Raw genomic sequence first — 20,965 nt, 5'->3', positions numbered from 1 at the left:
CATTTGACGACACACGAAGGCTGGATTCATCAGGCAGATACATCGGGCTGGAAAGGGAGAACAGCGCCCGGCGATCCATGTATTGAGGCGAAGGCATGATACCTTCCATCGCAAGCGGTATAGTTCCCTACGCCAGTGTTAACTGAATCAGGTTCAACGGGTCTCGCAATGCGATCTCAGCCTTCCAGCTCCCCGACTATTTCCCGCGATGATATCAATATTGACTGAAAGCGCAACAAGCCGTGTTGCACTTTCAGCCACTTCAATAGCTTATCCCGCGACAGTCCGCTCCCAAATCGAACGCACCGTCAGGGTTGAGAAGCCCAGTTTTTTACAATTCAGCGCGCTCTGACTTTGCGGCAGCACATCCGTCAGCAAGTCAGTGCAGCCCAGTGACTGCGCGTCTCTGGCACGGGCATGCAGCAACGCCGTCTGGCATCCCCGTCCACGGCTCGTTTCCTGGGTATAAGCATTAGCCAGCAGCGCGGTCCCCTGCTCGATGAATGATGTGGCCCAGGCGCAGGGTTGCTCATCGACCATGGCGACAAAACAGCGAAACTGCTCGGTGCAGTAAAACTGGCGTTTCAGCGCCCAAATCTCATCGCTGCACTGGACGCCGGAAGTTTTCAGCAGCGCCAGGAAATCATCCGCGCGTTCCGGTCCCCACCGCTCGACATGAATATCCGTCGGGCACTGTGCGGCATCATAACGCTCCAGAGGTAACGCCAGATATTCCAGAGACAACACCGGCAGATAGCCCAGCGATACCAGCCGGTTCGACAGCACCTGCGACACCGCTTCGGGTTCGAGTTCGAGATAGGGTGCAATCGGTTCGGGATATTCGCCGAGCACAGTCTCCAGGTGAACTTCATTGTCCGTGTTCAGCCCGAGGATCCGGTTATCATACGGACGAGTGGGATCAACAAAGACCGTCATGCCCGCTTGTTCGATCACCCGCATCTCGCTGGGCAGTCCGGTCGAGAAGGTGCGCAAATTATTAAAGCGGCTGTACGCGACTTCAACCTCATAAAACTGACGAATGTTATTTTGATAAATCAAATCAATTCCTTTTGTTCTTATTTGAAATGCATGACACTAAACCGTATCGGACTATCCGGCGAAGCGTCAGCACAACAGAGATTGCAGCTGCAATCAAAATCGGGCTCAGTATAAGTGACACTGATTTCACATCACAGCAATATTGAGAGACAAACAGAAGTACAGCCTGGAAACTTGAATTTGCTCTCAACTCGGAGGATAGGTTATCGCTATTGCCGCGGTTAACCTGCTGACTCAAAAGAAATTACGCTTTCTTTACGGCCAGCATTCCCCGAACTCTGATAAAGTCACCCCATGTTCAGTCAACGACCCCAAGTTATGAAAGCCTCTGCACCCCAACAGACAATCAAGGCGCGGCATTTCACCCAAGCGAATTGCGCCGGTACACGGCATTTTACCAAGCCGTGGCTGTTTTCGGCCGGCACCACCCTCGCCGCGCTGGCGGTGAGTGCCCTGCTTGATCACTGGCTTCACTCCACCGCGGCAGTTTTGCTGATCCTGCAACTCGGTGTGGTCTGGGTGGCTTTACATGGGGATCGGTTCCGAGCCTTCGCCGCCGCCGTGTGCAGCGCGCTGAGTTTCAACTTTTTCTTTACTGCGCCACGCTTTTCCCTCCAGATGTTCCACCCCAGTGACATCATGAACCTGGGGGTGTTCCTGCTCGTTGCCCTGATCACCAGCCAGCTGGCCGAGCACTACCGCCGTCAGCAGCAGGCGCTGAAACAAGCAACCCTGCGCAGTAACATTCTGCTGTCCGTCTCCCATGATCTGCGTACGCCGCTCTCGACCATCATCGGGACACTCAGCACCTTGCAGGCGTATCGCAGCAAGCTGACAGAGCCGCAACAGGAAGAGTTGCTACAAAGTGCGATGGATGAAAGCCATCGCTTGCATCACTATATCGAAAACCTGCTACAGGCGACGAAACTGCAATGGGATCAAGTCACGTTGCAAACGACGGAACAGTCGATTGCCCCGATCGTACATGCAGCCTGCCGCCGGGAGCGCAGCGATCGGATTGTTTTGCACATCATCCCGGATCTACCCCGAGTGCATGTTCAGGCTTCCCTGCTGGAACAGGCGCTGTTCAATGTCATTGATAATGCAGTTGCTTATTCTCCGGCGCAGGAGAAAGTCAGGGTTGAGGTCTACCAAGACGGCGATCAGATAACCCTGGATATCTGCGATCAGGGTCCGGGGATCCCGCCGGATCAGCATCAGCAAGTGTTTGACCTGTTCTATTCCCAGCGCCCCGGAAATCAGGCAGACGGCGGATCCGGGATGGGCCTGACCGTCACTAAAAGTATTATCGACGCCCACCGGGGCACCATTGCCATTGTGCCGGTTGACCACGGCTGCACCATCCGAATCCAGCTTCCTTGTTACGAGGAGCTCTGTCACAAAGAGCTCTGTCACAAAGAGCCCTGTCACAAAGAGATATGCCACAAAGAGCTATACCACAAAGAGCACCGCCGCGAGGATCTGTCATGACGCCCTACACCATCCTCATCATTGATGATGAGCCGCAAATCCAGACTTTCATCCGCATTGCCCTTTCGGCCGAAGGATTTCAGTCCGTCAGTGCAACAAATCTGGCTGAGGCGCAGGCGAAAATCAACACAGCGGCACCCGACCTGATTATTCTGGATTTGGGTCTGCCGGACGGGGACGGCAGCGACTTGCTGCAACGCCTGCGGCGTGACCAGTCCACCCCGGTGCTGGTGCTGACTGCCCGGGATGAAGAGGATGAAAAAGTCCGCCTGCTCGAGCTCGGCGCCAACGACTATTTAAGCAAGCCGTTCGGGATCCGCGAGCTGATGGCCCGCATCAAAGTGTTGCTACGCGATCTCATCCCTGCCGAAAAGCCGGCGAACAAGCTGGTGTTTGAACAAATGACCCTGGATATCGAACGCCACGAGGTGCTGCTCAACCACCAGCCGCTTTGCCTGTCGAAAAAAGAGTTCGCCCTGCTCTCGACGCTGGCCCGCCATGCCGGGGAGCTGGTCAAGCAAGATCACTTGCTGCGCGATATCTGGGGAGAGACCCATCAGGACGATACCCATTACCTCCGGATCTTCATCAGCCAGCTCAGGCGAAAATTAAATGATGATGCCGACCAGCCCCGGTTTATCAAAACCGAACCGGGGATCGGCTATCGCTTTTTGCCCGAGCTGATCCATCGCGAATAACCCCGCGGCACCACCGAGCCGCATGGTGACACTCGGCTCCATACCCGCATAAACCACAGCATCAGGCAGCCCGCTTCTAACGGGATGCCGGCTCAAGCACGCCCGAAATAACGCGGGTCGGCTTTGTGCACCTTCAACACAGAGATTAATACAAAAAGAGGAATAATATGGCTCACTTTACCGTCATTGGGCTCGGCCGCTTCGGCATTGCAGCCAGTCTGGAACTCATTCATCTGGGACATACCGTGACCGGGGTCGACCGAAGTGCCACGGTTGCCGACAAATATGTCGAGGAACTCACCCAAACTGTCATTTGCGATGCCACCGATGAAAATGCCCTGCGCGAACTGGACTTGTCCAACAGCGATGCCGTACTGGTCGCGATCGGGGCCGACATGCAGTCCAGCCTGCTGTGTACCCTGAGCCTCAAGAATATCGGCGTCCGGGAAATCTGGGTTAAAGCCAGCACCAAGGCTCACCACACCATCGTCTCGAAACTCGGTGTGTCGCGGATTATCCATCCGGAAGAAGAAATGGGCATGCGGGTTGCTCAGGCGCTCCATTACCCGATGGTGCATAACTACCTTGCCCTCGGCCATGGCATGTATGTGGTTGAAGTCCACGTCAAATCCGCCTGGCAGGATCACAGCTTGAGCCAGATCCTCGAGCGCACCAGCACCTCAATCGATGTACTGCTGCTCAAGCGGGATCAGCAGACCCTGACGCAACTCCCGCTGGATTTTCGCGTCCAGCCCGATGACATCCTGCTGCTCAGCGGCTCGCGTGCAGCACTCACTCAACTGGCACCAAGGTTGGTATAACCCATGATCATCTGGCATCCCTCTGTCTCTCCGATTGAGAGAAAACCCAAAGCAGGCAAGAAGATCCTCGCGGCGCCGCCCTTGATCCTCTGCGGTAGCTTCCTGCTGTTTATCACCCTCGGCACCCTGGCCCTGAAGCTCCCCTGGTCGACCACCCAGCCCATCACCTGGCTGGAAAGTCTGTTTACCGTCACTTCCGCCGTGACTGTCACAGGATTGGTCGTCGTTGATACCGGCACGGCCTACACCCCTTTGGGACAAATCATCATCGCCTTGCTGATCCAACTGGGCGGCCTCGGCATCATGACGTTTGCCATCGTCACCCTGATTGCCCTCGGCGGAAAAATCGGCTTTTTACAGCGGACCGTTGCCAAGGAGGCGTTTAACCAGACCGATGCATCAACCATTATGGCCACCGCCAAGTCGGTGTTTCTGTTTGCGCTGATCGTCGAAAGTCTGGGGATGCTGATCCTCTTTATCCGCTGGGCCGAAACGCTGGGATGGCAGACCAGCCTGTTCCACAGCTTTTTCTATACCATTTCAGCATTCAACAACGCCGGATTTGCCCTGAGCAGCGACAGCCTGATGCCCTATGTCGACGATCCGACCGTCAATTTGACCATTACCGCACTGTTTATTACCGGGGGACTGGGATTCACGGTATGGATGGATTTGTGGCAAAAGCGCTGCTGGCGCCAGTTATCCACCTACAGCAAAATGATGCTCTCCGGCACCGTGATCATCAACGGCGTTGCCCTGCTGGCCATTTATTGTATTGAGTATCACAACCCCAATACCTTGGCCCCCCTCTCAGAAGGCGGCAAATGGCTGGCGGCCTGGTTTCAGGCCGTGACCCCACGCACGGCCGGGTTCAACACGCTGGCGATTGATCAACTGGAAGATGCCACCACGGCATTGATCCTGGTCCTGATGTTTATCGGCGGCGGTTCGCTCAGTACCGCCAGCGGGATCAAGGTCGTGACCTTCATGGTGCTGGTCATGGCGACCTATGGTTTTCTGGAACGAAATCAGGACATTCATGTGTTTCAGCGCCGTATCGCAACAGACACGATTCGCAAAGCACTGGCAATGGGGCTAATTTCGATTGGGGTGACCTGGTTGGCGATTTTCTTGCTGCTCCTGACAGAAAATGCGCCGATGCTGGATGTGGTCTTTGAAGCGGTGTCTGCCCTCGGGACAGTCGGCCTCTCACGCGGATTAACCGGTGAGCTCTCTGACGCCGGGGAAGTGATCATCATTTTTCTGATGTTCATGGGCCGTTTGGGGCCCTTAACGGTAGCTTACTGTCTGGCGAGTCCCCATGCCAAGCGGGTCCGTCATCCGGAAGCCCGACTGGCGATTGGCTGAGCTTGTTCGCAGGGGAAATCATTCCCCTGCCCGAAACCGACCCGCCAAGGATTTTTCCATCAACTGGCCATTGGGCTGAACGACGCCAACCGGTTGCCAACCCTGCCTGCGATAAAACGCGCCCGCTGCTGTATTGTGCGGCAAGTACCGCAGGCGGGCTTTGGTACAGCCCTGCGCTTGAAATTGATCCAGCATGTAGGCCTGAAGCCGACCACCGAGATGTCGATGCCGGTACGCCGGAACCAGGTAAATAAGATTGATGTAGCCGTAGCGTTGACCCTCAGCGTCAGTGCGAGGGCACTGATATTCCAGCTGACCGATGATCTCCCCGGCGTCACGCACATGCAAAAAACCGGCATCCGGATTGGCAGCCAATGCCTCAAACCAGGCCAGCGTATCATCCCGGCTAAAATGGTCGAGATTGCCGTAACTGACCCGGTGCGTCTCCCGGCGAAATTCAAGGCACAACTCAAGATCCCGATCCATATCCACCGCTGTGAACGTGAGTTGGGGTGTCTGTTTCATCATGGGCAAGTTCCCTCCCTGAGTATCCCTTTTCCTGACAGCCGACGATTAAGGCGCAGCCATCAGGGCAGTTGGACCACCGACACCAAGCGGACCTCAACCTGCAACGAGATATGCCCTTCACCTTGCTGCCGGACCACAAATGCTCCGCCTTGCGCCGAAAGTTGAGTGACTTTGAGCGTTTCCCGGCCCAGTTGTTCCAGCCAGTAAGGTGCCAGCGAACATTGGGCTGAGCCGGTCGCGATATCTTCATCAATCCCGATTTTGGGCGCAAAGTATCGCAGCACATAGCCATCACTGCCGTCCTGCGCCGTCAGGATCACGGCATGATAATCTGCGATCGCCGCCAGCACCGCCATATCCGGCGTGAACTGACGCACCACGTCCGGGCTTTCCGCCACCAGCACCAAATCCCGGGTGGCGAAGCTGTCGACCACTGGCAGGCTAATTTGCTTCAGATACCGCTTCAGATCCGGTAAACGGTTCGGCTGCCAGCCCGGCAGCGTCATGTGATACCGTGGGCCGTCTCTGCGCACGATCACCGTACCGTGTTCGCTGGTCAGGGTCACCGTGTTGGCCTCAGCCTCTGGCTCAACATCAGCATCAGCATCAACCTCAGTCGCTGTTCCGGCATCCCCGGGCGCCTGCTCCCCAAATTCCAACAACACAGCTGCCGCAGCCAGACTGCCATGACCACACAGATTAATTTCAGCCTGCTGGGAGAACCAGCGAACGGAGTACTGAGATCCACCGTGAGATTCATCATAGACAACAAACGTCGTCACCGGTTGGGCCAGGTGCCGTGCGAGTTGTTGCAGGGTGACCGTGTCCAGCCAGTCATCAAGCACAACGACACCCGCCGGATTTCCGGCAGCATGTTCCCCGCTAAACACCGTCAAAAGATAAGCTTTCATCATTCAGCCTTTTTCATCCGTGAACACATCCAAATGGAGACTTCAGCCAAACTTCCATTTCAACGCCGCTTGTTCATGCAACTGAACAAAATCGTTCTTATGAGCGCAATATTGCGCATTGTCGTGATGACATTGCGCAGCACCTTCTTGCTTCAGCGTCGCATATTGCTCGCAAACTTCAGGAAACGCGCGCAAATAATCACGAAATGCCAAATGACGCACCGAGCCGGGTGAGTCTTTCACAAACGCGTGTACATGGTGTGTACGCTCTGTTTCCCCTTTATAGAAAAAGCGCCGTTCCGGGATCCCAAACTCGCCTTTGGCGACATACCCTAACGCTTCCATCGCGGCCGTCTGTTGGTCCAACGCTGCCAGATCGTTCACTTCCAACAGAATATCAATCAGGGGCTTGGCAGCGAGACCTGTAACAGATGTACTGCCGATATGGTGGATCCCGGCCAGGTTATCAGCACAGAGGCACCCTGCGATGGCCTGCTTTTCCTGTTCAAAATCGTCCGCCCAGGAAGAACGGTACGCAACCACTTCAATTTTTCTCATCGTATTTTCCTTGCGACCACACTAAACGTATGCCAATGCTTGTGTCTGCCGAGCGCCGTTTTCCCCGGCTGATTTCGCTCTTCAAACTTTAAAATCGTGAATCCGTCGAACAAAGCTTCCACCTGCAACCGGCTTAATGCCGTGATGGTATGATCGGAATGCGTCGCCCAGTCATCCGCCACGCCCATGAACCCACCCGCAAAAACCCCGCCAATTTCAATCGCATCGGTGATGCTCTGCCAGGTCCGCGCAAATTGCGTCGGCTCGGCGAAATACAAGCTGGCATTGGCGATCAGCACACCGGTGGTTGGATAGTCAAAATCCTCGAAGCTGTCCTGAGAAATATCAATCAGCGGATCTTGTTCAAATCGCTGCCGACAAATCTCAATCGAGTCCGCATTAATATCAAATCCGTGTACCTGATAACCCTGCTCACGGAGGAACTGAATATCGCCGCCTGCGCCGCAGCCGCAATCGACCGCTACATTCAGCCCAGAACGATTCTCCGCAACGGCCATCTCGGTGATGGGATGATGCGAGCGCTGAATAGCTTTCTCATAATATCCCCGCCAGCGTTCAGCGGTACTTGATGTCATACTAATTATCCTATTGAAACTTAAACAGAGTGCGGTGATTTACAGGAGGCAGGCAATCTCATCGCACCATGATGGGAGTTGCTGACGATACCAATCGAGATACATCGCCGAATCCCGGTGGCGGGAACTGACCAGAATATTGACCACTTCTATCACAATCCAGGCTTTAGCCATCGCGATATGGCTCACCAACGTTTCCGGCGCAATCGTCGGCACATCTGACACCCTACGGCGGCATGCCAGATACTGCCCGGCATACGCTTCATACTGTGTCGGATTTCCCATGCCCTTGATCAACGGCGCCAGATCAATACTCGGACAGCCCATCGTCAACCGCTCCCAATCAAACTGCACCAGCTCACCGTTGGCTCTGCGCCCCCAGTTCCCCGGATTACTGTCTCCGGTGATCAGTCGGTTACCGGCAAAGATCGCCGCAGACTGGGCCTGAGCCGCCTGAAAAAAATCAATCGTTGTCTTCGGCAGCGCCAATGCATCCAGCGCTGATACCGTGGCTTCCTCAGTCCAGCAAGCCCGGTAAAATGGCAGCGAGGGATCTTTGACTTCCATCGCATGGATCCCGGCCAAATGCTGAAACACGGCGGGTGTCTGAAGTTCGGCCAGCTCGACAGCGTGCGGAATCAACTCCATCACGATCCGTTTTTCGTCTGCGTCCAACGCCATGATCGCCGGTGAGAAAATGCCGCTTGCATTCAACCGGTCAGCGTAATGCTGGTAGAAAAGCAGCTCCGTCTCTGAAACCGGCTGCTTTTCAATGCATGTTTTCCCGCCTAACATGATTTGCCTGACACTTGCTTTGCCTAATCGGGCCAGGTCTGTCATCGGCTTCTCCCCTTCATCCATGTCTTGAATTTCCGTGACTCGACGATTCCTAACAACCCGGCCAGTGAGCTGCTTTAGATCGTGATCCAATAGCGAGCAATCGGATTGGGGAAAACCTTACCCATCACAATATTTTCCAGTACCCCGCCATTGGCTTCGATGATTTTCCGGGAGCCGGGATTATCTTCATCGGCAGTGACCAGCACTTGAGATAAACCAATCGCCTTCGCTTTTATCAACCCCAACGCCAGCAGCGCCGTGCCATAGCCTTGTCTTCGATGGGCCGGGGCAACGTCATAGCCGATATGGCCGCCTTCGAGCGATAAAAAAGGATTATCAATATGGTGCCGAATGCGGATCACACCCACAATATCGCCGTCGTCATGCCTGAGCCAGTAGTGATGACAAGGCACATAACCTTCCGGTAATCCGATCCCTTTTGATTCGTTATTCAGACTTTCCACATAAGCGGCAAAATCAAGCGTTGCCGGGCGGTAAAAATCCGCATTTCCCGGGTCATTGTGCAGAAAGTCGTGATAAAAGGTTAAAAACGCCGCTTCATCGGCCAGTAAGGGGGAAATGAGTTCCATAACTGTCCTTGTGCAATATCTTCCGTATTCAATCAATCCAGCAGGTGATCTTCAAATGAGGATGCTTGCTGCGCTTTCCAATCATCAGTCAGTAAACCGGCATACCCCCAGTTTTCCTCTTCAATTTCCTGGATCACAATATGGGTATGCTCAGGCCGCTTATTCAGCACTCTGGCCAACGTGTCGGTCATTTCCTTCACCAGTTGCGCTTTCTGAGCCCGAGTGGCTCCCTTGGTGATCTGGACATTGATATATGGCATGACTTTTCTCCCTGAAGACATGGATCACGCATGACGCCCCTGCTTCAGGGGGCATCGTGTGAAAAATGGGGGGGATTCTGATAACCGACACCCAAGACAATCCTTTTCAGGCGCCGGTTGAACAACAATGAATCTGTTGCCAGAGTAAAGTGTTGCAGAGGGAGTTGCAATAAAAATACAGCTAAGAGACTGTATTTAATGTTATTTATCTAAGTGCAGAGAATGAGCTTGCCCAGTTCACAATCAAATCAGCTTTAACTCAATCCCTCTTAAGACGGCGCGGGTGCGATCCCGGACCACCAGCTTGGTCAGAATGGACGACACCTGATTACGCACGGTTCCGGTCGATTTAAACAAAGCCGAGGCAATTTCAGCATTTGAGAAACCCGCAGCAATCAGGCGTAAAATTTCCAGCTCACTGTCCGAAAGCGGCGTAAACGGCTGCTCATTGTTTAACGCCTCCAGCTCGCTACGGCTGGTGATGCCCTGAGTCACCGCCGGCTGAAACCAGCGCTTGCCCTGATGCAACGAGAGCACGGCCTCAGTCAGCACCTGAAACGAAATATCTTTCCTCAAATAGCCCTGCGCTCCGAGTCGGATACTTTCGAGCACTAAGTCATGCTCATCAAATGTCGACAAGAGCATCACCGGGATGTCGATGCCTGCATTACGGATCATTTTCAGAGCATCGATCCCCGAGACTTTGGGCATCCTGACATCCAGGATCACCACATCGGGCTCATGAGTTTCAATAAAGGTCAAAATATCCTGGGCATCATGGGCCCGGGCCACTACTTCGATTGCTGGATGCAAATCCAGCAAGCTGCATAATCCTTCCAGAACCAGGTTCTGATCATCAATGACTACGACACGCGCCACTATTTTTCTCCTAGTAATGAAACCGGCAAACTCAGACAAACCGTGGTGCCCTCCCGAGTATCGAGGGTCATTTCACCATCGAGCATTGCAGCCCTTTCCTTCATGCCTTTCAGGCCGTTCCCCAACTGTATGGGCTGTTTTATCCGGCCCGGATCACTGGCCTGCCAGTAGACATGCTCATCATCCTGCCAGATCCGAATTTGACATTGGCGAGCATCACTATGACGGGTGACGTTGGTGATCGCCTCCTGACTTGCCCGGAAGAACAACTCCGCCACCTGCGCGTTGCTGATCCGCAAATCAGGTTGAAAGTCGATCGTCACCTGCAGCTGATCAAGGTCTCGAACCTGTTCATACAGCGCCTGCTCCAGATTAATCGAATCAAACCGGCGCAAATCACTGACGGCCTGACGAATGTCTGACAACAGTTCCTCAGACAAGCGTTTTGCTTTCTGGATCTGAGCCAGATCGTCCTTTGCACAGAGCTGGAGCGTCAATTCCAGTTGCATGTTCAATGCGGTCAACCGATGCCCCATCACATCATGAATATCGCGGGCGATCCGCAACCGCTCATCCCGCTTCGCGGTATCCGACAGTAAGGTCTGGGTTGCCCGCAGCTCCCGGACCAGGTCCCGGTTCGCCTGATTGGATGCCCGCTCGTTTTCAATCGCATAAGACAGCCGCAAGGCAAACAGGTTGTAGGTGGTAAATAAAATTGCGTTGATCAGCGCGTACGAGATATCGGAGACCAAAAAATAAGCGGCCGGCAGACCAATGCTCAGCGCAATACAAACCCGGATCGGCCAGATCTTGGGAATACTGGCGATAAAGACGATACACAGGATCATAATGATGCCGTTATTGACCAGCACCAGGAGCAACAACATCGCAATGAATTGCGTCACCAGCGGATAAACCGATGATTTGTGCGCACTCAGCCGATACAAGTGGCAGCCGATAAACACCAGAAAAACAACCAGCAAGGTCCCCATAACCAGCCGGATATCGTCGGATGGGAAGCGTAATGACTGTGGTTCAAACCAGGAGGTGTAACCCGTAAAGACCATGACGGTTAAACAGGTGAATAACACTAACCCCAAGTGCAGCCAGCTTTCGGTGCCCCCTAGCTTCAGGTGCTGCCAGGAGGCCCCTGAAGTCGGCCTCACATCAATTGCTTCCATTCATCACTCCATCGTCTGACTTAATATTCCAGGTATAAAGCTTGGCGGCCGTCACTGTCGACAACCAAAAGGTAAGAGCGCCCGAAAGATGCATCACAGATGGAAATTGGTTGGCCATTCATCTGAATACCGCCATTACACTGGTCGATAAAATAGCGGCCGCTCATCGTTCCTGTGGTGATTGCGACCGGGCTACCCTCTATCGTGAGATTCACCGGATCGGCCGCGAAGATCCGGACCGAAAATTCGCCGCCCCGATCATCTTTTGCCTGCTCATAAATACTGACATCAATTTGTCCCTGATGCTGCCAGACCAGAAAGTGATAATCCCGATCATTGGTGACTTTAAATTTTTCACGACCTAGCAAGCCCAGTTGATTTCTCGCGGCAGCATAGAAGGTAATCTGTCGCTCTATATTGTGCTCGTGCGTGACCTCAACCGGCGCTGCACCGGCAGCCAGAGTATATTTCAGGTATTTACTGTTTTCGACATCTCGCTCATCACCGTCCAACTCGGTATTGGCCATATGAAAATCTATTTCGTAGTCTGTCGCATTCATCAGCGTATATTGGTTCTTGTAATAATCGGAACCAAAGTTGGATGTCTCCAAGTCTTCTTCGGAACAACCCGCCAAAAACGCGAACCCAATCAATCCATATCGCCACCATGAAGTTGTCATGACCTATCCCTTATCCTGATAGAAAGTGTATGGTCAGGTTAAGCAATGCGGCGACAACTGCCATGTGCCAAAAGTCATGACATGGCAGCAAGCAGAAAACTGATGCGAAAAACCGGGCTGTTTAATCCGACAGATAATATTCGATGGTCGACACCACACGAACCTTTTTAATATGCGGGTTATTTTTATCCCGGGCACTGATTGTAAACTGCCCCTGAGACGCGCGCTTAATTTTCCCCAGATGGCTGTCCGAGTCCGCGGCAAACTTTTCAGCGACTTTTCTGGCGTTCAAGGTCGCTTCTTCTATCATGGCCGGCTTGATCTCATTCAGGCGGGTAAACAGATATTCGGTTTGGCTTTGGTAATTATCCCCGGTAAAGACAATGCCTTTTTGCCCGAGCACAGACAAGGTATTCATCACCTGCCGAACTTCGGCAATCTTCGCCGAATAGACCGTCACATTGCGCAGCGCAGTAAAGCGGAATGGCGCGGCCGAATCATTACCATATTGCTGAGCAGATTTGTCCTTAATGGAAGGGGCAGACAGCGAAATATCATCCGCATCAATCCCGTGGCTGACCAGGTGCTCCCGAATGGCTTCGGCATGCGCATCCAGGGTTTGGTATACGACCACCAACTCATTTCCCGCCACGTTGAACTGGATCGGCCAAATCACCAGGTCTGCCGGATACTCGCGTTCGGACAAGCCCTTGACCGTCACGCTGCGATCATACAGTTTATGCTCAATCACCGCGTGGCCCAGCAAATACCCCAGCATCGTCAGCCCCAGAAAAATGCCAAGCCCCAGGATGATGCTGGCTGTTTTATTCATCGACTGCATCCTTCTCTCCTTCTCTGAACCCACCCCGAACCCATCCAGCTGCGGCGAATGCAATCTCACACCACGAGCAATCACGGCCGACTTCTCGGCGCTGGTTTTGCCATAAGTCTAAAGCCTGTATCGGCACTGCGTCCTATTTCCGGCGCAATTATCTCCGAGATGATCGCCACAGTGTGACTCACACCCCGGCCGAACCGTCAATACGGCTTCCCCCACCCTGCCGTCACTGCTAAACATAAAAAAAACAGGCACGCCTGAGCGTGCCTGTCCGTGAATACATGATTGTTTCGCGACTTAGCCAAAAATGAAGCGGCTTTAACTCGCTACATCCAGCCGATCACCGGTGTTACCGTTGACCCGGTACCACCCGGCAATGCTGTAGCGGCGCTTATGTGCCGGCAGCACTTCATGCGGAAAATTCTCCGACAGGAACACCACCAGCCGACCGGCCTTGGGGGCGACCCGTGCCAGATGCTGATCGTCCAGATCGTACATCACCAACTCACCGCCATCCTCGGCCACCCACTGATCATTGAGGTAAAACACCGTGGTCAATTTGCGGTTGCTTTGCCCCCGGAAGCTATCCAGATGTTTCTTGTAGAAGTCACCCGGCTCATACTTGGCAAAGTGCGCTTCATATTCAAACAGCCCGAGGTATAAATGGCGATTCACCGCCGCGCGCAGATCTTCCATCTGCTGCAAATAATGCTGCACTGGTGCGCCCATCTCAGGTGATAACCACTGGATCTTATCTTTGCGAACCCGTGCTTCCTGAACGTAATCCATATCCCGGCCGATACCGGACTGTTGCCAGTTGGCGGGAATGGATGCGCGCAATTCGCTCACCTGCTCCGGCGTTAAAAAATCATCCCAAATACACCAGCCATGGGAATAGATTGCATCAATTAATGTATCGACGTTCATCAGCATCTACGAAGGAAAGTTTATGCTGCTGTTATAGAAACCTCCGAGAAACAGAACAAATCATCTTTTTCATCCTATGGATAAGTAAAACTGATGGAAGTGGCCGATGAGTAGACCCTGAGCTGCCTCTCAAAGCCGCTTGGGTACCCCGTGGGAGGATTCAAACAAAATCGCGGTGACTGAATCACACTTCAGTCACCGCGACGCTGAACATTTGTCATGTCCATTTGCTAGCTGACGGATTTGGCGTAGCTGGCAACGTCAATATCAACCACCTCAACCGTGTAAGAGGTATTGGGTTGATCAATCTGCTGGAGTCTCTCCAGGATCTGATGAGATAAATTCGCTTTCTGTGTTTCATTGCGACCGGCCAGAATCCGCGCCGTTACATGAATAAAGCCTGCCGTGGTTTCTCCCACTTGATAGCTGGTGTACGGAATCACCCGAGTTTTAATATCTGCCGGAGTGAAAAGTCCGGATGCCAACGCGCCCTGAAACACGGTTGAAGAGAGTTCATCGGGTGAAATGGCCGCTTCCAGTCCCTTCGAATATTCAATAATACAATGAGGCATTTCACGCTCCTGTTTTTTGATGGCACAACCCGCTGAACTAATTCAGTCGGGATGAATGGTTAACGATGTTTGCAGTAAATCACGGTGTCGTCTAATGATCCGGCCGGCAGCCGACGCGCTTTTTCCAACCGGGCTTCCAACCGATAGCCGCTGCGCTCCGCCACCGCCCGGCTACGCAGGTTGGTCGCAGCCGCGATGATTTCCAGACGCTCCGCGTTGAGGTGCTCCAACGCATATTGTTCAACCCGGGCCACCGCTTCCGTGACGTACCCTTTGCCGACTTCATCACTACGAAGCCAGTAACCAATTTCACAAAGCGGCACGGCCGGATCTTTCAGGATCAGCCCAACGGCCCCGAGCAGACGGGAATCGGACTTGCGGATCACGAAAAACCTGAGTTCACCGCGCTGGTGTTCAAAATTATCGATCGCCTCACGCATGGCTTGCGTGGCCTGTTCAATCGTCTGGTGATGAGGTACCCAGGGTAAGAAGGCACTCAGCGTGTCGCGATGGGCACAAACCGCTTCAAGCGTGGGTTCAACCCAGCACATCGCCGGGGGCACGATGCGTAGTCTTTCCGTATCCAATATCGCAATCCTTTGACAATCAGATGGTTATACCAGTATGCCATAGGTGGCACGTGATTCACTACCCTGATAGAGAACAACCGAAGCACAACGCCATCGGAAATACGACCAATCCTGAATGGATCCACTGAGCAAGGAAGTGTCCGTTGGGAAAAGAATTTAAAGCGCTACGATTTTGTCCGGTTCAAAGGCCGGATTCAGTGCGTCCGGCCAGTACCCTCTGGGGTTGCTCAGCACCCGGGTGCCGTGCCGGACAACATCAACGCTGTGATGCAGGTGGCCGTGAAACCAGAGCGCAATCTCATACTTGGCCATGATTGCTTCCAGATCGCTCACATACGCCGGGGCCAACGCTTCCGGTCTCGCCAGTTGCGCAGGGACACGACTTCCCCAGCACTGTGGGCTGGGAGCATGATGCGTGACGATCACGGTTGGCCCCGAAAATGGGCGGCTGAGGGCATCTTCGAGAAACTGGCGCGCCAGGCAATGCTCAGCATAGGCATCGTCCGGGGTAAACATCCGATCGCCATATTGCACCAGGCGATGGTCATTGAGGCCGACTGCGGCCGCATGCATGGCCTTCTCCCGATCGCCTCGCAGGTTATAGTCGGTAAATAAGGTTGCGCCGAGAAACCGGACGCCCTGGATTTCGCATTGCGCTTTTTCCAGAAAGTGAATATGGGTGTTTGCCGTCGCCTGCTGCCAGATACGCAAGCTCTGTTGCCGACTCGACCCATAAGGCTCGTGGTTCCCCAACACCACAATGGTTGGCGTCCCTGCGGTTGCTTCAAGCGTCCAATCAATATAGCGGGGATCACTGTGAACGCCGATATCCCCAGCAATCACAATCACATCGGCCCCCACCTGGGGAATCGCATAATCTGCCAGTGACGGCAAAAACTCCAGGTGAAGATCCGACTGATACTGAATACGCATGCTCGCTCCCTGCGATGACGGGTCAGGACATCGCCGATTCACTCTTCGAACGGTTGCGCTTCACCCGGCCGCCGCAGCATTTTATTCACTTCATCACGGTGCAGCTCTTCCTGTGAAATCATGTCCCGGGCATACTCTTCCAGCACCACCGATTTCCCTTCGACTAATTTCAACAGCTTGTAATACAGGGCCAGCGCCGATTCTTCATGCGCCAGGCTCTCGCGCATCATATCGCCGATATCGTGCTGGTGCGTTTCCAGCAACGGACCCACTTTTAAGGACGGGTGTCCGCCGAGCAGCGTCACCATCTCCCCGGCTTTTTGTGCATGCAGCAGACCTTCGTCAGCATTTCCTTTCAGCCAGGAAACAATCGGAATCCGGTTATAGCCAAACACCATCAGCGAATAGTGGGTATAGCGCACCACGCCAGCGAGCTCAAGTTCCATAATATTGTTGAGCAGATCAATGACTTGTTTCTTTTCACTATCATTCATGTTTCATCCTTACCTGTCTGTGACGAGGCAACCGCACAACATAAATCACGGCTAATTATGCAAGCAATCAATACCATTTTAGCCAAGATACACCGGGCGCATTTCCTTAATTCTCACCAAGCAGGCCGCGCAAACGCCGAGGAGAGGAGCAAGCAACGAGGCCAGTCAATAATCTTCTTCAATCTCGGAATGGAATGTTTCGATCGTTTTTTCTGCTTTCACCACCGTGGTGAACTTGGCGATATGAAACAGCGCATCCCCTTCATTGACCAAGGGAATATTGTTGCGGCCAATGATGATCCCGGCCGTTCTGCTGATCACCGGATATTCATTGGTACTGAAGGGAGAAGAGATGAGTGCCAGGACATCCCCGACCGCGACCCGCTGACCAAGCCGGGCGATGAACATGCAAATTCCGTCGATTTCCGCCCGTAGCCAATAGGAGGCCCGTGCAATCACCGGCTGCACCGTTTTCTTCGCCAGCCTCGGCGTCGGCAACATTTCCAGGCTGCGCATCACGTTAAGGATCCCACGGACCCCGCCCTTAATTGATGCCGCGTCAAACCGAAGTGCTTCACCGGCTTCGTACAGAATAACCGGTACGCCCTGTTTGTCGGCACAGTCCCGCAGGGAGCCGTCACGGGTTTTGGAGTCAATCACCACCGGTGCGCCAAAGCTGAATGACATCTGCGCCGCGACCGGATTATCCATGTTGGCCCGGATCTGCGGCAAGTTGCTGCGATGCACCGCGCCGGTATGCAGGTCGATCACATGGGTACACTGACTGAGAATTTGAGTCCGGAATTGATAGGCGAACCGGCCGCCGACCGACCCCTTGGCTGAGCCCGGAAAACTCCGGTTCATATCGCGCCGGTCCGGCAAGTAACGCGAACGGTGGATAAACCCGAAAATATTCACCACAGGCACAATCACCAAGGTGCCACGGATCCGTTTCAATGCTTTGTGTTTGAGCAACTGGCGACAAATTTCGACGCCATTCAGCTCATCGCCGTGAATAGCGGCTGAAACCAGCAAAACCGGACCTTCCCGCTTACTGTGAATTACTTCCACCACCATATCCAGACTGGTGTGGGTATAGAGTCTGGCCACGTCCAGATAAATACTTTTTCGCTCTCCGGCAGCCACTTTAACATCACCAAAGGTGATCGGCGCCCTCGGCGGTTTGCCTCTGCTCATCATGAAGTATGGGCCACGATTTACCGACAGAACACTTACCAGCATAGTCCAGAAAAACAATGGCCGAGGATGGTATACACTCGTTAGTGTGTATTTTTTTCAACGGTTTCTCACGACTAAGCCTCAATGGTACCGAATCTGCGGCTAGCTTGGATTTAAACGTATTATTCAAAACCAGGCCTTGGCCCAACCGTTAAGGACGATCCCATGAAAATTGCAGTTTTGTCTCGCAACAAAAAACTCTACTCCACACAGCGCCTGGTCCAAGCAGGTGAAGAACGCGGCCACGAAATGCATGTGATTGATGTACTGCGTTGTTATATGAACATTAATTCTCAGGCTTCTTCCATTCATTTCGAAGGGGAAGCCCTGGAAGATTTTGACGCAGTGATCCCAAGAATCGGCTCTTCCGTCACCTTTTATGGCACCGCCGTCCTGCGCCAGTTTGAGACCATGGGCGTGTTTTCGATCAACGAATCCGTGGCGATCTCTCGCTCTCGCGATAAGTTACGATCATTGCAATTGCTGGCCCGCAAGAATATCGGCCTGCCGATCACCGGCTTTGCGAATAAACCCAGCGATATCCCGGATCTGATCGACATGGTCGGTGGCGCACCGCTGGTGATCAAATTGCTGGAAGGGACCCAGGGCATCGGGGTGGTACTGGCTGAAACCCGGACCGCTGCGGAAAGTGTGATCGAGGCCTTTCTCGGCCTGCATGTCAACATCATGGTTCAGGAGTTCATCAAGGAAGCCGGCGGCGCAGACATCCGTTGCTTTGTCATTGGCGATAAAGTGGTGGCAGCCATGAAACGTCAGGGGAAGGAAGGTGAGTTTCGCTCCAATCTGCACCGTGGCGGCTCGGCCAGCCTGGTTCGGATCACACCGGAAGAGCGCTCCACAGCGGTGCGTGCCGCCCGGACCATGGGGCTCAACCTCGCCGGGGTCGACCTGCTGCGATCCATGCATGGTCCGGTGGTGATGGAGGTGAATTCCTCGCCGGGTCTGGAAGGGATCGAAAAAGCCTCGGAACGCGACATTGCATCCAAAATCATTATGTTCCTTGAGGCTAACGCTAAACAGCGAACCACCCGGACCCGGGGCAAAGGCTAACGGGCGAGCCAACAAGGTCAGGAAAGCTCGCACAACAATTGTTACTGAAACTGAGTTCTCATGTTGTCTGACCGGACTTACAATAGCCGAACTTCAATAACCCAACCTATCCTGTGCCAGGATAGCTTGGTCAAGCAGACAACAACCGCCGTCATTCACGGCCGGAGAACAAAGGAGACTTCAGGTGAACGAGCTGATCACCGGTAACAAACTCATCGCGTCACTGGTTCTGGTTGTCATCGCCTGGGTCATCCGCTGGCTGGCGGTCCGCCACTTGGATCAGCGCCCGAATGGTGATGACGAACAGCCCAAGCGCTGGATCAACACCATCAAGAACCTGACCAACCTGGCCATTGCGCTTGGTTTAATCGTCATCTGGCTGTCTGAGCTGCGCTATATGGCCCTGTCGATCGCCGCCTTCGCTGTTGCTCTGGTGGTTGCGACCCGTGAATTCATTCAATGTTTCCTCGGCTCACTTTATATCGCCAGTAACCGGACATTCGTCATTGGCGACTGGATCAAAATCGGCTCGAACTACGGCGAAGTGGCGCGCAGTGACTGGTTCAGCACCACACTGTTGGAAATCGACATGGAGAACCTCAGCTACGGCTATACCGGGAAGTCACTGTCGATCCCCAACCATCAGTTTGTCGGCAGTCCGGTGCAAAACCTCAACTTCATGCGCCGCTACATCAGCCATTCATTCACCCTCACCCGTGAAGCGGACATCAATGTGTTCGATGCCAAAACCTACATTCTGGACAAAGCCAATGAATACTGTGCCCCTTTCCAGGAAGTGGCGCAACGCTACACCGGACTCATCGAGAAACGTTTGGGGATCCAACTTGAGGGGACAGCGCCGAGTGTCCGGGTGAGCACGTCCAATATTGGTAAGAATGTCATGACCATCACGATTTTTTGCCCGACTCAGGAAGCGGTCAAAATTGAACAACAGCTCACCGAAGACTTTATGGCGTTTTGGTATGCCGAGCTCAACCGGCTCAAGAAAGAAAAAGAGAAAGACAAAGAGAGCAAGAAACACGAACCCGAAAAAGTCAGTGCCGGAGGCACGCCATGAAAACGACGCAAACCATTGTCGGTTGGCGAGAATGGCTGGCGTTGCCAGCCCTGGGGATCTCGTCAATCAAAGCCAAAGTGGATACCGGCGCCAAGACCAGCGCCTTGCATGCCTTCATCGTCAAGCCCTATCAGAAAGACGGGGAGGACTGGGTTCAATTCTTTATCCACCCATGGCAAAACGACACGAATACGGTAGTTGAATGCCACGCACGGCTTTGTGACCAGCGGCAAGTCACCGATTCGGGCGGCCATCGCGAAATGCGCTATGTGATCCAAACAGAAATCGCCCTTGGGGATCAGCGCTTAAACGCTGAAATCACCCTGACGGACCGCGAATCGATGAAGTTTCGGATGCTGTTGGGTCGCAATGTGCTCAAGCAGGGATTTATGGTGGATTCTGCCCGGTCATTTCTGCTGGGCAGAAAACTTTCCCATCACTAACCCGGAGAAAAGTCCTATGCAATCGCTTCAAGTCAAAGACTTAAGCGGCGATTGAATAGGACTCTCGTCCGGCGTGCTTCGCCTTGCGCTGAAAACTACCTTTGCCTTTTTTCGCTTTCTCGACCCGCGTTCTGAACAAGGTGCTGGTCACTGCGGCTTTGAGTGCATTATCCTGAATGGTGCCGCGACCAAGCTCAGTCCCCTGCGTTGCAAAACTCGTATGAACAGCCACAGGCTGTTCGGTATGAGTCGGTTTTAACTGGCGTTTTTTAACCATGTTTCGTTTCCTTCAATGAATAGAATTTGCCGTTTGCACCTGC

At 53.5% G+C, this 20,965-nt stretch carries 26 protein-coding genes and 1 riboswitch; of the genes, 7 read left to right on the top strand and 19 right to left on the bottom strand.

Going from position 1 to position 20,965, the window contains the following annotated elements:
- Positions 1-107 precede the first annotated feature (107 nt).
- A riboswitch (TPP riboswitch) is annotated at positions 108-205 on the bottom strand.
- A 65-nt stretch (positions 206-270) separates the two neighbouring features.
- Positions 271-1,059 (bottom strand): GNAT family N-acetyltransferase, encoded by a 789-nt coding sequence (locus VV869_RS12750; protein ID WP_337735283.1) that lies wholly within the window; start codon positions 1,057-1,059, stop codon positions 271-273.
- A 318-nt stretch (positions 1,060-1,377) separates the two neighbouring features.
- On the opposite strand from VV869_RS12750, the gene VV869_RS12745 reads away from it, so the two are divergent.
- From VV869_RS12745 to VV869_RS12730, 4 genes are all read left to right on the top strand, one after another.
- Positions 1,378-2,550: a sensor histidine kinase gene (locus VV869_RS12745; RefSeq protein WP_337735282.1), complete on the top strand. Its 1,173-nt coding sequence runs from the start codon at positions 1,378-1,380 to the stop codon at positions 2,548-2,550.
- Positions 2,547-3,248, top strand: coding sequence for a response regulator transcription factor (locus VV869_RS12740; protein ID WP_337735281.1), 702 nt, complete (start codon positions 2,547-2,549; stop codon positions 3,246-3,248). The genes VV869_RS12745 and VV869_RS12740 overlap by 4 nt, the downstream gene beginning before the upstream one ends.
- A gap of 167 nt (positions 3,249-3,415) precedes the next feature.
- A complete protein-coding gene (locus VV869_RS12735; protein WP_337735280.1) occupies positions 3,416-4,069 on the top strand; it encodes a potassium channel family protein in 654 nt (217 codons plus the stop codon).
- A 3-nt stretch (positions 4,070-4,072) separates the two neighbouring features.
- Positions 4,073-5,437 carry a TrkH family potassium uptake protein gene (locus tag VV869_RS12730; RefSeq protein ID WP_255391628.1) on the top strand — a complete coding sequence of 455 codons (1,365 nt, stop codon included), beginning with the start codon at positions 4,073-4,075 and terminating at the stop codon, positions 5,435-5,437.
- 18 nt (positions 5,438-5,455) lie between these two features.
- Here the strand turns inward: VV869_RS12730 and VV869_RS12725 are convergent, their stop codons facing one another.
- The 17 genes from VV869_RS12725 to VV869_RS12645 form a co-directional block, all read right to left on the bottom strand.
- The gene (locus tag VV869_RS12725; RefSeq protein ID WP_337735279.1) at positions 5,456-5,965 is read right to left on the bottom strand and encodes a GNAT family N-acetyltransferase; all 510 of its coding nucleotides are present in this window, start codon (positions 5,963-5,965) and stop codon (positions 5,456-5,458) included.
- 59 nt (positions 5,966-6,024) lie between these two features.
- Positions 6,025-6,879 carry a PhzF family phenazine biosynthesis protein gene (locus VV869_RS12720; protein WP_337735278.1) on the bottom strand — a complete coding sequence of 285 codons (855 nt, stop codon included), beginning with the start codon at positions 6,877-6,879 and terminating at the stop codon, positions 6,025-6,027.
- Between the two features lie 39 nt (positions 6,880-6,918).
- Positions 6,919-7,434 carry a GrpB family protein gene (locus VV869_RS12715; RefSeq protein ID WP_337735277.1) on the bottom strand — a complete coding sequence of 172 codons (516 nt, stop codon included), beginning with the start codon at positions 7,432-7,434 and terminating at the stop codon, positions 6,919-6,921.
- Complete coding sequence (locus tag VV869_RS12710) at positions 7,431-8,030, bottom strand: class I SAM-dependent methyltransferase (protein WP_337735276.1); 600 nt, start codon at positions 8,028-8,030, stop codon at positions 7,431-7,433. Before VV869_RS12710 ends, VV869_RS12715 begins: the two co-directional genes overlap by 4 nt.
- Positions 8,031-8,069: 39 nt before the next feature.
- The gene (locus VV869_RS12705) at positions 8,070-8,891 is read right to left on the bottom strand and encodes a phosphotransferase (RefSeq protein ID WP_337735275.1); all 822 of its coding nucleotides are present in this window, start codon (positions 8,889-8,891) and stop codon (positions 8,070-8,072) included.
- A 53-nt stretch (positions 8,892-8,944) separates the two neighbouring features.
- The gene (locus VV869_RS12700) at positions 8,945-9,460 is read right to left on the bottom strand and encodes a GNAT family N-acetyltransferase (RefSeq protein ID WP_337735274.1); all 516 of its coding nucleotides are present in this window, start codon (positions 9,458-9,460) and stop codon (positions 8,945-8,947) included.
- 32 nt (positions 9,461-9,492) lie between these two features.
- Positions 9,493-9,720 (bottom strand): tautomerase family protein, encoded by a 228-nt coding sequence (locus VV869_RS12695; protein WP_337735273.1) that lies wholly within the window; start codon positions 9,718-9,720, stop codon positions 9,493-9,495.
- A 243-nt stretch (positions 9,721-9,963) separates the two neighbouring features.
- Entirely contained in the window at positions 9,964-10,599 is a 636-nt protein-coding gene (locus VV869_RS12690) for a response regulator transcription factor (RefSeq protein ID WP_261603860.1), read from the bottom strand.
- Positions 10,599-11,780 carry a sensor histidine kinase gene (locus VV869_RS12685; protein WP_337735272.1) on the bottom strand — a complete coding sequence of 394 codons (1,182 nt, stop codon included), beginning with the start codon at positions 11,778-11,780 and terminating at the stop codon, positions 10,599-10,601. Before VV869_RS12685 ends, VV869_RS12690 begins: the two co-directional genes overlap by 1 nt.
- Before the next feature lie 20 nt (positions 11,781-11,800).
- Positions 11,801-12,460 (bottom strand): hypothetical protein, encoded by a 660-nt coding sequence (locus VV869_RS12680; protein ID WP_337735271.1) that lies wholly within the window; start codon positions 12,458-12,460, stop codon positions 11,801-11,803.
- 121 nt (positions 12,461-12,581) lie between these two features.
- On the bottom strand, positions 12,582-13,301 hold the full coding sequence (locus VV869_RS12675; RefSeq protein ID WP_337735270.1) for an SIMPL domain-containing protein: 720 nt from the start codon (positions 13,299-13,301) through the stop codon (positions 12,582-12,584).
- Between the two features lie 315 nt (positions 13,302-13,616).
- Positions 13,617-14,225 carry a 2OG-Fe(II) oxygenase gene (locus tag VV869_RS12670; RefSeq protein ID WP_337735269.1) on the bottom strand — a complete coding sequence of 203 codons (609 nt, stop codon included), beginning with the start codon at positions 14,223-14,225 and terminating at the stop codon, positions 13,617-13,619.
- Between the two features lie 230 nt (positions 14,226-14,455).
- Entirely contained in the window at positions 14,456-14,797 is a 342-nt protein-coding gene (locus tag VV869_RS12665; RefSeq protein WP_337735268.1) for a 5-carboxymethyl-2-hydroxymuconate Delta-isomerase, read from the bottom strand.
- A 59-nt stretch (positions 14,798-14,856) separates the two neighbouring features.
- On the bottom strand, positions 14,857-15,384 hold the full coding sequence (locus VV869_RS12660; protein WP_337735267.1) for a GNAT family N-acetyltransferase: 528 nt from the start codon (positions 15,382-15,384) through the stop codon (positions 14,857-14,859).
- Between the two features lie 159 nt (positions 15,385-15,543).
- Complete coding sequence (locus tag VV869_RS12655; protein WP_337735266.1) at positions 15,544-16,320, bottom strand: metallophosphoesterase; 777 nt, start codon at positions 16,318-16,320, stop codon at positions 15,544-15,546.
- A gap of 38 nt (positions 16,321-16,358) precedes the next feature.
- Positions 16,359-16,814 (bottom strand): ferritin-like domain-containing protein, encoded by a 456-nt coding sequence (locus VV869_RS12650; protein WP_337735265.1) that lies wholly within the window; start codon positions 16,812-16,814, stop codon positions 16,359-16,361.
- Positions 16,815-16,979: 165 nt separating this feature from the next.
- Positions 16,980-18,011 carry a succinylglutamate desuccinylase/aspartoacylase family protein gene (locus tag VV869_RS12645; RefSeq protein ID WP_337735306.1) on the bottom strand — a complete coding sequence of 344 codons (1,032 nt, stop codon included), beginning with the start codon at positions 18,009-18,011 and terminating at the stop codon, positions 16,980-16,982.
- A gap of 207 nt (positions 18,012-18,218) precedes the next feature.
- Here VV869_RS12645 and rimK point away from each other — a divergent pair, with 207 nt between their 5' ends.
- From rimK to VV869_RS12630, 3 genes are all read left to right on the top strand, one after another.
- Positions 18,219-19,124 carry a 30S ribosomal protein S6--L-glutamate ligase gene (gene rimK, locus VV869_RS12640; protein WP_337735264.1) on the top strand — a complete coding sequence of 302 codons (906 nt, stop codon included), beginning with the start codon at positions 18,219-18,221 and terminating at the stop codon, positions 19,122-19,124.
- Positions 19,125-19,308: 184 nt separating this feature from the next.
- Positions 19,309-20,202 carry a mechanosensitive ion channel family protein gene (locus VV869_RS12635; protein WP_337735263.1) on the top strand — a complete coding sequence of 298 codons (894 nt, stop codon included), beginning with the start codon at positions 19,309-19,311 and terminating at the stop codon, positions 20,200-20,202.
- Positions 20,199-20,645 carry an ATP-dependent zinc protease family protein gene (locus tag VV869_RS12630; RefSeq protein ID WP_337735262.1) on the top strand — a complete coding sequence of 149 codons (447 nt, stop codon included), beginning with the start codon at positions 20,199-20,201 and terminating at the stop codon, positions 20,643-20,645. The genes VV869_RS12635 and VV869_RS12630 overlap by 4 nt, the downstream gene beginning before the upstream one ends.
- Positions 20,646-20,685: 40 nt before the next feature.
- Here VV869_RS12630 and VV869_RS12625 read toward each other — a convergent pair whose 3' ends face one another.
- Positions 20,686-20,877, bottom strand: coding sequence for an alternative ribosome-rescue factor A (locus VV869_RS12625; protein ID WP_337735305.1), 192 nt, complete (start codon positions 20,875-20,877; stop codon positions 20,686-20,688).
- Positions 20,878-20,965: the final 88 nt, after the last annotated feature.

Source organism: Photobacterium sp. MCCC 1A19761, from assembly GCF_037389125.1.
Lineage (GTDB): Bacteria > Pseudomonadota > Gammaproteobacteria > Enterobacterales > Vibrionaceae > Photobacterium.
Note: the sequence above shows the minus strand (reverse complement) of the source record. Positions and strands in the feature narration are given on the sequence as shown.